This window comes from Suipraeoptans intestinalis (assembly GCF_009696485.1).
Classification (GTDB): Bacteria; Bacillota; Clostridia; order Lachnospirales; family Lachnospiraceae; genus Suipraeoptans; species Suipraeoptans intestinalis.
Genome location: NZ_VULY01000009.1, coordinates 1 through 11,222, shown reverse-complemented (window position 1 = coordinate 11,222; position 11,222 = coordinate 1). Strand labels below are relative to the sequence as shown.

General features: G+C 48.8%; 5 protein-coding genes and 9 pseudogenes. 6 read left to right on the top strand and 8 right to left on the bottom strand.

What is annotated here, in order from left to right:
* The 5 genes and pseudogenes from FYJ34_RS00375 to FYJ34_RS12830 form a co-directional block, all read right to left on the bottom strand.
* Positions 1-164 (bottom strand): annotated as a pseudogene (locus FYJ34_RS00375) (nucleotidyltransferase); the annotation flags it as partial.
* A 53-nt stretch (positions 165-217) separates the two neighbouring features.
* Positions 218-1,076 (bottom strand): annotated as a pseudogene (locus tag FYJ34_RS15045) (carbohydrate ABC transporter permease).
* A gap of 15 nt (positions 1,077-1,091) precedes the next feature.
* Positions 1,092-1,993 (bottom strand): annotated as a pseudogene (locus FYJ34_RS15040) (carbohydrate ABC transporter permease).
* A gap of 96 nt (positions 1,994-2,089) precedes the next feature.
* Positions 2,090-2,212, bottom strand: a complete 123-nt coding sequence (locus FYJ34_RS13510; protein ID WP_268878922.1) for a hypothetical protein — start codon at positions 2,210-2,212, stop codon at positions 2,090-2,092.
* A 155-nt stretch (positions 2,213-2,367) separates the two neighbouring features.
* On the bottom strand, positions 2,368-2,664 hold the full coding sequence (locus tag FYJ34_RS12830; protein WP_206671411.1) for a hypothetical protein: 297 nt from the start codon (positions 2,662-2,664) through the stop codon (positions 2,368-2,370).
* 132 nt (positions 2,665-2,796) lie between these two features.
* Here FYJ34_RS12830 and FYJ34_RS12825 point away from each other — a divergent pair, with 132 nt between their 5' ends.
* The 6 genes and pseudogenes from FYJ34_RS12825 to galE (FYJ34_RS00330) all read left to right on the top strand — a co-directional run.
* Positions 2,797-3,207, top strand: coding sequence for a hypothetical protein (locus FYJ34_RS12825; protein WP_206671410.1), 411 nt, complete (start codon positions 2,797-2,799; stop codon positions 3,205-3,207).
* 373 nt (positions 3,208-3,580) lie between these two features.
* Positions 3,581-4,473: pseudogene (locus tag FYJ34_RS15035) on the top strand (carbohydrate ABC transporter permease).
* Between the two features lie 15 nt (positions 4,474-4,488).
* A pseudogene (locus FYJ34_RS15030) lies at positions 4,489-5,345 on the top strand (carbohydrate ABC transporter permease).
* A 53-nt stretch (positions 5,346-5,398) separates the two neighbouring features.
* A pseudogene (locus tag FYJ34_RS00340) lies at positions 5,399-6,324 on the top strand (sugar phosphate nucleotidyltransferase).
* A 1-nt stretch (position 6,325) separates the two neighbouring features.
* Positions 6,326-7,449: pseudogene (locus FYJ34_RS00335) on the top strand (phosphotransferase enzyme family protein).
* Between the two features lie 15 nt (positions 7,450-7,464).
* Positions 7,465-8,290: pseudogene (gene galE / locus FYJ34_RS00330) on the top strand (UDP-glucose 4-epimerase GalE); the annotation flags it as partial.
* 109 nt (positions 8,291-8,399) lie between these two features.
* Here the strand turns inward: galE (FYJ34_RS00330) and galE (FYJ34_RS00325) are convergent.
* From galE (FYJ34_RS00325) to FYJ34_RS15020, 3 genes and pseudogenes are all read right to left on the bottom strand, one after another.
* Positions 8,400-9,266: a UDP-glucose 4-epimerase GalE gene (gene galE, locus FYJ34_RS00325; RefSeq protein WP_154475275.1), complete on the bottom strand. Its 867-nt coding sequence runs from the start codon at positions 9,264-9,266 to the stop codon at positions 8,400-8,402.
* 4 nt (positions 9,267-9,270) lie between these two features.
* Positions 9,271-10,395, bottom strand: a complete 1,125-nt coding sequence (locus FYJ34_RS15025) for a phosphotransferase enzyme family protein (RefSeq protein WP_154475279.1) — start codon at positions 10,393-10,395, stop codon at positions 9,271-9,273.
* A gap of 12 nt (positions 10,396-10,407) precedes the next feature.
* A pseudogene (locus FYJ34_RS15020) lies at positions 10,408-11,221 on the bottom strand (glycosyltransferase family protein); the annotation flags it as partial.
* Between the last annotated feature and the right edge of the window lies 1 nt (position 11,222).

Sequence of the window (11,222 nt, the reverse complement as noted above, 5' to 3'; positions counted from 1 at the left end):
TCCCGCTTGATGATAAATGCCACTTTTCAAATCCTGCTCTTTTGCATCAAACAGGAGAAATCCATAATGATCTGCCCCTCTTCGTCAATGGGATCGATCTGCTTTAGCCCTCCGTATCTGCTTCCCATTCCCGCTGCCATAATGACCAATACCGGTTTTTTCATTTTCCTTACCTCCAAACTCTTTCTATCTGTCATTCTTTCCGTCTGTACTTCCTCTATCCTTTGATTCCGCCTGTAACGCCGCCGATGATTTTTTCCGACAGGAACAAGTATAAAACAAATGTGGGAAGAAATACAATGATAACCGCTGCAAACATTCCCGCCCAGTTACCGGTGTACTGCATGGACTGCAGCATTCCGTAAAGCCCCACTGCCACCGGACGCAGCTCGTCACTGTTGGCAAAGATCAGAGACAGGAAATATTCGTTCCAGATATTGATAAAATTAAAGATCGTTACCGTCACGATCCCGGACTGTGCCATCGGAAACATGATCTTCCAAAACGTTCTGGCCGGCGGACATCCGTCGATCGCCGCCGCCTCCTCATACGTCCTTGACAGGTTGGAAAAAAGGTCAGAAGAAAAATCGTCGTATAAGGGATATTGATCCCCGTATACAGAAAGATCAGCGTCACCTTGCTTGCCAGAAGACTGTTTAAGATGCCCATATTTGCTACTACGCCAAACAGCGGCAGGATGATCATGGTGATCGGCACTCCATCGCCGCCACAAATCCCGTCTGGATCACCTTGTTTCCCAGAAAGGTAAACCTGGAAAGCACATAGGCTGCCGGCGCGCAGATCAGGATCAGAAGAATACAGGAGATCACAGAATACAGCAGTGAATTCTTAAAAAAGGTAGCCACACCGCCGGATCCCCACGCCTGTACATAATTTTCAAAATGAAGTCCTGTAGGAAATTTCAGCGCATCTCCCTTGAAAATATCTGCCGTGGTAGACAGACTTGCCGCTGCGATCCATCCCAGGAGCAAAAGGGTAAATCCTACCCACAACAACACCACCAGATACCGGGGGCCAGCTTTAACTCTTTTTTTCCAGTTCCATCTTTGTTTCATCAGTTGCTCCCCTTTCTAAAATTCCAGATCGTCGTCTTTGATCAGCAGGTTGCAGACGGTAAACACCAGAACCACGCAGAGGCAGAGCACGATCCCGATGCTGGCTCCATAGCCTGCATTTCTCTCTGTTACCGCATTCCCCGCCCCGAAAATGTTCATGTACATATACTGCACCGGAACAATGGTGGCCTTGTGGCCGTCACGGAAGAAAACAGCTGGGACCATACAAAAAATGCCGCCGTGCTGACTGACCACATGGTAATGTTGGTCTTAAACACTCCCTTCAGCGAGGAAGTGTCATATATCTGAACTGCTGAGGCTTATTGGCCCCGTCAATTGTAGCCGCTTCATAAAAATCCGGACTGATCCTTTCGATCCCGCCTCATCCAGATCAGCATATGATAGCCACCATTCCAAAACAGTAGGCGATCAGCAGCGCCCAAAATACATTATCCGGCGCTGTCCACTGGGTCTTGGCCAGCTTGTCCAGCCCTACAAACTCCAGTACACTTTTTAACAGTCCGAACTTAGGACTGTACACATACTGCAGCCACATAGTTGCCAATGCAACTGCACTCACGATATTCGGAAGATAAATGATGGCACGAAATACTTTTTTCCCTTTGATCCGCTGGTCAGGATCACGCCCAGAAGGAGTGACAAAAGCATGACGATCAGTCCGCCAAACAGCCAGATCCTTCCAATGTTCCACATGGCTGTACGGAAATATCCGTCGACAACAGTTTTTCGTAGTTACTGATTCCCACAAACTGCCACATATCCGCGGTATCTGTAACCGACTCGATCTTAAAAAAGCTCATCAGGACCGTTCTGATGATCGGATATAGAAATACAGCCAGGAACATGATAACTGCCGGCATCAGAAACCCAATTATCATTCCCTTATTTTTCTTCACGCAAATCCCTCCTTCTTCTTACAAAATATGGTGGCGAAGGCAGTCTGCCCATGCCACCATATTCCCCTCACTGCTCTCTCAAACTTCAAACAGTTTTTATTTTTCTGCTGCGGTCTTGCAAGCCTTTACGAACTCATCGGCTGTCATCTTGCCGCCCATCAGCTTTAATACGTTTTCGCTTAATGCCGGTGTCAGGTCTCCGTTATTTTCTACACCCACTGCCAGTCATAGAAAGTAGTGGTTGCATCAAATCCCGGTTTTACTTCCTGCAGCTCTGTCGGCCATGCATCTGCATTTGCCTTGTCGGCGGATGCAAAGAGCTTCCTCTGTCATCTTCTTATCCGAAATCTCCTGCCGCGATATAGGTGATCAGTTCAAATGCCTGCTCTGCCTTCTTGGATCCTTGTTGATCGCAAATACCTGGTTTGCAATGTTGTTTGCCGTTGATCATTGGTTCCGCGGATACTGCGGATAATTGAAGTATCCCATTTCAGATCCTTGGATACCGAATCCTTGATCTCGTTGGGCAGCCAGGATCCGCAGATGATGATTGCTGCATCCCCCGGTGCAAATTCCTGATTCTGTCCTGCCGGATACACATTGGACTCTATGTTCTCGGAGAAGTATCCCTTACTTGCAAAGTCTTCCAGATCTTTCGCTGCCTGTGCCACTCTCGATCATCCCAGCTCACTGCCTCGATCTCCCCTGCTTCCACCTTTTCCTTCACTGCCGGATCTCCCACCAGTGCCTTTACGCCATCCTGTCCCAGATAACGTGGTGATAGCAAGGAAAGACTATAACTGATGAATCAACGTTATCTGGGACAGGATGGCGTAAAGGCACTGGTGAGATCCGGCAGTGAAGGAAAAGGTGGAAGCAGGGAGATCGAGGCAGTGAGCTGGGATGATCGAGAGTGGCACAGGCAGCGAAAGATCTGGAAGACTTTGCAAGTAAGGGATACTTTCCGAGAACATAGAGTCCAATGTGTATCCGGCAGGACAGAATCAGGAATTTGCACCGGGGGATGCAGCAATATCATCTGCGGATCCTGGCTGCCCAACGAGATCAAGGATTCGGTATCCAAGGATCTGAAATGGGGATACTTCAATTATCCGGCAGTATCCGGCGGAACCAATGATGCAACGGCAAACAACATTGCCAAACCAGGTATTTGCGATCAACAAGGATTCCAAGAAGGCAGAGCAGGCATTTGAACTGATCACCTATATCGCGGCAGGAGATTTCGATAAGAAGATGACAGAGGAAGCTCTTTGCATCCCGGCCGACAAGGCAAATGCAGATGCATGGCGACAGAGCTGCAGGAAGTAAAACCGGGATTTGATGCAACCACTACTTTCTATGACTGGGCAGTGGGTGTAGAAAATAACGGAGACCTGACACCGGCATTAAGCGAAACGTATTAAAGCTGATGGGCGGCAAGATGACAGCCGATGAGTTCGTAAAGGCTTGCAAGACCGCAGCAGAAAAATAAAAACTGTTTGAAGTTTGAGAGAGCAGTGAGGGAATATGGTGGCATGGGCAGACTGCCTTCGCCACCATATTTTGTAAGAAGAAGGAGGGATTTGCGTGAAGAAAAATAAGGGAATGATAATTGGGTTTCTGATGCGGCAGTTATCATGTTCCTGGCTGTATTTCTATATCCGATCATCAGAACGTCCTGATGAGCTTTTTAAGATCGAGTCGGTTACAGATACCGCGGATATGTGGCAGTTTGTGGAATCAGTAACTACGAAAAACTGTTGTCGACGGATATTTTCCGTACAGCCATGTGGAACATTGGAAGGATCTGGCTGTTTGGCGACTGATCGTCATGCTTTTGTCACTCCTTCTGGGCGTGATCCTGACCAGCGGGATCAAAGGGAAAAAGTATTTCGTGCCATCATTTATCTTCCGAATATCGTGAGTGCAGTTGCATTGGCAACTATGTGCTGCAGTATGTGTACAGTCCTAAGTTCGGACTGTTAAAAAGTGTACTGGAGTTTGTAGGCTGGACAAGCTGGCCAAGACCCAGTGGACAGCGCCGGATAATGTATTTGGGCCGCTGCTGATCGCCTACTGTTTTGGAATGGTGGCTATCATATGCTGATCTGGATGAGCGGGATCGAAAGGATCAGTCCGGATTTTTATGAAGCGGCTACAATTGACGGGCCAATAAGCCTCAGCAGTTCAGATATATGACACTTCCTCTGCTGAAGGGAGTGTTTAAGACCAACATTACCATGTGGTCAGTCAGCACGGCGGCATTTTTGTATGGTCCCAGCTGTTTTCTTCCGTGACGGCCAACAAGGCCACCATTGTTCCGGTGCAGTATATGTACATGAACATTTTCGGGCGGGGAATGCGGTAACAGAGAGAAATGCAGGCTATGGAGCCAGCATCGGGATCGTGCTCTGCCTCTGCGTGTTCTGGTGTTTACCGTCTGCAACCTGCTGATCAAAGACGACGATCTGGAATTTTAGAAAGGGGAGCAACTGATGAAACAAAGATGGAACTGGAAAAAAGAGTTAAAGCTGGCCCCCGGGTATCTGGTGGTGTTGTTGTGGGTAGGATTTACCCTTTTGCTCCTGGGATGGATCGCAGCGGCAAGTCTGTCTACCACGGCAGATATTTTCAAGGGAGATGCGCTGAAATTTCCTACAGGACTTCATTTTGAAAATTATGTACAGGCGTGGGATCCGGCGGTGTGGCTACCTTTTTTAAGAATTCACTGCTGTATTCTGTGATCTCCTGTATTCTTCTGATCCTGATCTGCGCGCCGGCAGCCTATGTGCTTTCCAGGTTTACCTTTCTGGGAAACAAGGTGATCCAGACGGGATTTGTGGCGGCGATGGGAGTGCCGATCACCATGATCATCCTGCCGCTGTTTGGCGTAGTAGCAAATATGGGCATCTTAAACAGTCTTCTGGCAAGCAAGGTGACGCTGATCTTTCTGTATACGGGATCAATATCCCTTATACGACGATTTTTCTTCTGACCTTTTTTCCAACCTGTCAAGGACGTATGAGGAGGCGGCGGCGATCGACGGATGTCCGCCGGCCAGAACGTTTTGGAAGATCATGTTTCCGATGGCACAGTCCGGGATCGTGACGGTAACGATCTTTAATTTTATCAATATCTGGAACGAATATTTCCTGTCTCTGATCTTTGCCAACAGTGACGAGCTGCGTCCGGTGGCAGTGGGGCTTTACGGAATGCTGCAGTCCATGCAGTACACCGGTAACTGGGCGGAATGTTTGCAGCGGTTATCATTGTATTTCTTCCCACATTTGTTTTATACTTGTTCCTGTCGGAAAAAATCATCGGCGGCGTTACAGGCGGAATCAAAGGATAGAGGAAGTACAGACGGAAAGAATGACAGATAGAAAGAGTTTGGAGGTAAGGAAAATGAAAAAACCGGTATTGGTCATTATGGCAGCGGGAATGGGAAGCAGATACGGAGGGCTAAAGCAGATCGATCCCATTGACGAAGAGGGGCAGATCATTATGGATTTCTCCCTGTTTGATGCAAAAAGAGCAGGATTTGAAAAAGTGGCATTTATCATCAAGCGGGAAAACGAAGAGGATTTCCGTCAGGTGATCGGGAAAAGAATGGCAGACCATATGGAGGTTGCCTATGTATTCCAGGATATTGCCAACCTGCCGGAGGGATATCAGGTGCCGGAAGGGCGCGTCAAGCCATGGGGAACCGGTCATGCAGTGTTAAGCTGTCTGGAGGAAATAGACGGTCCCTTTGCAGTGATCAATGCAGACGATTATTACGGGGAAGAAGCCTTCCGCCTGATCTATCACTATCTGGAAAGTCATGAGGATGATGAAAAATACCGTTATACCATGGTGGGATACCAGTTGGGCAACACGGTAACGGATAACGGACATGTTGCCAGAGGGATCTGTGAGATGGACGAGGCCGGACGGCTTGTGGGGATCTGTGAGAGAACCCGGGTAGAAAAAGAGACGGAGGGATCGCCTTCACGGAAGACGAGGGAGAGACCTGGAATTTCGTGCCAAAGGAAACCACGGTGTCTATGAACATGTGGGGATTTTCTGCCAGTATTCTGCAGGAATTAAAGAAAAGGTTCCCGGCGTTTTTGGACAGGGGACTGCAGGAAAATCCCATGAAGTGCGAGTATTTTCTGCCGGAAGTAGTCAGCAGGCTGCTGGAAGAAGAAAAGGCAACGGTGGATGTTTTAAAATCAAAAGACAAGTGGTATGGAGTTACATACAAAGAGGATAAACCGGTAGTGATGGAGGCCGTCAGAAAAATGACGGAAGAGGGACGGTATCCGAAAAAGCTTTGGGGGGAATCATAACATGGCACAGGTAACAAGACAGCAGCTGGATGAAGCGATCGGAAGCTTCCAGTATGAAGGGATCCTGACAAGGGAAGAGCCGTATGGAAGCGGACACATCAATGATACGTATCTGCTGGTATTTGAAATTGCAGAAATGGGAACGCTAAAGGTGATCCTGCAGCGGATGAACAAGGATGTGTTTACAGATCCCAGGAGTCTGATGGAAAATATTGTGGGCGTCACATCCCACTTGAGAAAAAAGATTATCTGCCAGGGAGGAGATCCCGACAGGGAGACCTTAAATGTGATCCACACGGTGGACGGAGATCCGTTTTATGTGGATTCCAAGGGAGATTACTGGAGATCCTACAAATTTATCACAGACGCCACCAGCTACGATCAGGTAGAAAAGGAAGAGCATTTTTATCAAAGCGCCGTGGCTTTCGGGACGTTTCAATGTCTGCTGTCGGATTATCCGGCGGAAACCCTTCATGAGACCATTAAGGATTTTCACAATACATGCGCCCGCTATGAAGCCTTTGAACAGGCGGTTCTGGCAGATCGAAAGGGAAGAGCGAAAGAGGTGGAAAAAGAGATCGCCTTTGTCCGTCGGAGAAAGGAAACGGCAGAATATTTTTCGCGGCTGTTGGAGGCAGGAAAGATCCCGATCAGAGTGACCCACAACGACACCAAGCTGAACAATATTATGATCGACAACAAGTCGGGAAGGGGGATCTGCGTCATCGATCTGGATACGGTGATGCCGGGACTGGCTGTGTTTGATTTTGGCGATTCCATCCGATTTGGAGCCAGCACGGCCACGGAGGATGAGAGGGATCTGTCAAAGGTCTCCTGTGATATGCATCTGTTTGAAATCTATGTGAAAGGATTTATTGAGGGCTGTCAGGGAAAACTGACAGAAAAAGAGATCGAGCTGTTGCCTATGGGGCGAAAGTCATGACCTTTGAGTGCGGAATGCGGTTTTTGACAGATTATCTGGAGGGAGATACCTACTTTAAGATCCACAGAGAGGGACAGAATCTGGACAGATGCCGGACGCAGTTTTGTCTGGTGGAGGACATGGAGCGCAAGTGGGATACCATGAAGGAAATCGTAAGAAAGTACGGAAATGCAGGGAGGTAGTCACATGGCAAAAAAATACTGATCACAGGCGGCGCAGGCTATATTGGAAGCCACACGGCGGTGGAGCTTTTAGAGAGCGGCTATGAAGTGGTGATCTATGATAATCTGTCCAATTCCTCGGAGGAATCTGTAAGGCGGGTTCAGAGGATCACGGGGAAAGCCGTGACCTTTTACAAGGGAGATGTGCTGGAGGAAGAGCTTTTAAAGAGCGTGATCCTTCAGGAGAGGATTGACGCGGTGCTGCATTGTGCGGCTTTAAAGGCTGTGGGCGAGTCGGTGGAAAAACCGCTGGAGTACTACCACAACAACATTACGGGAACCCTGACCCTGATCAAAGTGATGAAGGAAACGGGAGTGTGGAATCTGGTATTCAGTTCTTCTGCTACCGTGTACGGAAATCCTGTGGAGATTCCCATTACGGAAGCCTGCCCCAAGGGAGAGTGTACCAATCCTTACGGCTGGACCAAGTCCATGATGGAACAGATCATGATGGATATCCAGAAGGCGGACCCCAGATGGAATGTGATCCTGCTGCGATATTTCAATCCGGTAGGCGCTCATAAAAGCGGAGAGATCGGAGAGGATCCCAGAGGGATCCCCAATAACCTGATGCCTTACATTTCCCAGGTGGCCGTAGGGAAACTGGAAAGGCTGGGGGTATTTGGAACGATTATGATACGCCGGACGGAACGGGAGTAAGGGACTATATCCATGTGGTCGATCTGGCAAAAGGCCATGTAAAAGCCATGCCTACCTGTTTACAGATCCCGGCCTGGAGATCATCAATCTGGGAACCGGAACAGGGTATTCTGTACTGGATATGGTCAGAGCTTTCAAGGCCTGCGGAAGGAGACATGAGATCCGCGAGGCGTTGCACTGAGGATCGGCGGTTCGGCGGAGCAGGTGGAAGGCGAGATAGTCTCGCGGCTATCTTCGGCTGGACCGGATCGTCATAAGGGATCTCCTTCCCGGCAGGCCTTGGAAAAGGCTCTGACCATATCCAGTACAGAATACCCTGTTCCGGTTCCCAGATTGATGATCTCCAGGCCGGGATCTGTAAACAGGTAGGCAATGGCTTTTACATGGCCTTTTGCCAGATCGACCACATGGATATAGTCCCTTACTCCCGTTCCGTCCGGCGTATCATAATCGTTCCCAAATACCCCCAGCCTTTCCAGTTTCCCTACGGCCACCTGGGAAATGTAAGGCATCAGGTTATTGGGGATCCCTCTGGGATCCTCTCCGATCTCTCCGCTTTTATGAGCGCCTACCGGATTGAAATATCGCAGCAGGATCACATTCCATCTGGGGTCCGCCTTCTGGATATCCATCATGATCTGTTCCATCATGGACTTGGTCCAGCCGTAAGGATTGGTACACTCTCCCTTGGGGCAGGCTTCCGTAATGGGAATCTCCACAGGATTTCCGTACACGGTAGCAGAAGAACTGAATACCAGATTCCACACTCCCGTTTCCTTCATCACTTTGATCAGGGTCAGGGTTCCCGTAATGTTGTTGTGGTAGTACTCCAGCGGTTTTTCCACCGACTCGCCCACAGCCTTTAAAGCCGCACAATGCAGCACCGCGTCAATCCTCTCCTGAAGGATCACGCTCTTTAAAAGCTCTTCCTCCAGCACATCTCCCTTGTAAAAGGTCACGGCTTTCCCCGTGATCCTCTGAACCCGCCTTACAGATTCCTCCGAGGAATTGGACAGATTATCATAGATCACCACTTCATAGCCGCTCTCTAAAAGCTCCACCGCCGTGTGGCTTCCAATATAGCCTGCGCCGCCTGTGATCAGTATTTTTTTTGCCATGTGACTACCTCCCTGCATTTCCGTACTTTCTTACGATTTCCTTCATGGTATCCCACTTGCGCTCCATGTCCTCCACCAGACAAAACTGCGTCCGGCATCTGTCCAGATTCTGTCCCTCTCTGTGGATCTTAAAGTAGGTATCTCCCTCCAGATAATCTGTCAAAAACCGCATTCCGCACTCAAAGGTCATGACTTTCGCCCCCATAGGCAACAGCTCGATCTCTTTTTCTGTCAGTTTTCCCTGACAGCCCTCAATAAATCCTTTCACATAGATTTCAAACAGATGCATATCACAGGAGACCTTTGACAGATCCCTCTCATCCTCCGTGGCCGTGCTGGCTCCAAATCGGATGGAATCGCCAAAATCAAACACAGCCAGTCCCGGCATCACCGTATCCAGATCGATGACGCAGATCCCCCTTCCCGACTTGTTGTCGATCATAATATTGTTCAGCTTGGTGTCGTTGTGGGTCACTCTGATCGGGATCTTTCCTGCCTCCAACAGCCGCGAAAAATATTCTGCCGTTTCCTTTCTCCGACGGACAAAGGCGATCTCTTTTTCCACCTCTTTCGCTCTTCCCTTTCGATCTGCCAGAACCGCCTGTTCAAAGGCTTCATAGCGGGCGCATGTATTGTGAAAATCCTTAATGGTCTCATGAAGGGTTTCCGCCGGATAATCCGACAGCAGACATTGAAACGTCCCGAAAGCCACGGCGCTTTGATAAAAATGCTCTTCCTTTTCTACCTGATCGTAGCTGGTGGCGTCTGTGATAAATTTGTAGGATCTCCAGTAATCTCCCTTGGAATCCACATAAAACGGATCTCCGTCCACCGTGTGGATCACATTTAAGGTCTCCCTGTCGGGATCTCCTCCCTGGCAGATAATCTTTTTTCTCAAGTGGGATGTGACGCCCACAATATTTTCCATCAGACTCCTGGGATCTGTAAACACATCCTTGTTCATCCGCTGCAGGATCACCTTTAGCGTTCCCATTTCTGCAATTTCAAATACCAGCAGATACGTATCATTGATGTGTCCGCTTCCATACGGCTCTTCCCTTGTCAGGATCCCTTCATACTGGAAGCTTCCGATCGCTTCATCCAGCTGCTGTCTTGTTACCTGTGCCATGTTATGATTCCCCCAAAGCTTTTTCGGATACCGTCCCTCTTCCGTCATTTTTCTGACGGCCTCCATCACTACCGGTTTATCCTCTTTGTATGTAACTCCATACCACTTGTCTTTTGATTTTAAAACATCCACCGTTGCCTTTTCTTCTTCCAGCAGCCTGCTGACTACTTCCGGCAGAAAATACTCGCACTTCATGGGATTTTCCTGCAGTCCCCTGTCCAAAAACGCCGGGAACCTTTTCTTTAATTCCTGCAGAATACTGGCAGAAAATCCCCACATGTTCATAGACACCGTGGTTTCCTTTGGCACGAAATTCCAGGTCTCTCCCTCGTCTTCCGTGAAGGCGATCCCTCCGTCTCTTTTTTCTACCCGGGTTCTCTCACAGATCCCCACAAGCCGTCCGGCCTCGTCCATCTCACAGATCCCTCTGGCAACATGTCCGTTATCCGTTACCGTGTTGCCCAACTGGTATCCCACCATGGTATAACGGTATTTTTCATCATCCTCATGACTTTCCAGATAGTGATAGATCAGGCGGAAGGCTTCTTCCCCGTAATAATCGTCTGCATTGATCACTGCAAAGGGACCGTCTATTTCCTCCAGACAGCTTAACACTGCATGACCGGTTCCCCATGGCTTGACGCGCCCTTCCGGCACCTGATATCCTCCGGCAGGTTGGCAATATCCTGGAATACATAGGCAACCTCCATATGGTCTGCCATTCTTTTCCCGATCACCTGACGGAAATCCTCTTCGTTTCCCGCTTGATGATAAATGCCACTTTTTCAAATCCTGCTCTTTTTGCATCAAACAGGGAGAAATCCATA

Bases quoted from the DNA above. Each gene is read 5' to 3' on its own strand.
- FYJ34_RS15025 (WP_154475279.1), bottom strand. From the start codon at position 10,395: ATGGCACAGGTAACAAGACAGCAGCTGGATGAAGCGATCGGAAGCTTC.
- galE (WP_154475275.1), bottom strand. From the start codon at position 9,266: ATGGCAAAAAAAATACTGATCACAGGCGGCGCAGGCTATATTGGAAGC.
- FYJ34_RS12825 (WP_206671410.1), top strand. From the start codon at position 2,797: ATGAATCAACGTTATCTGGGACAGGATGGCGTAAAGGCACTGGTGAGA.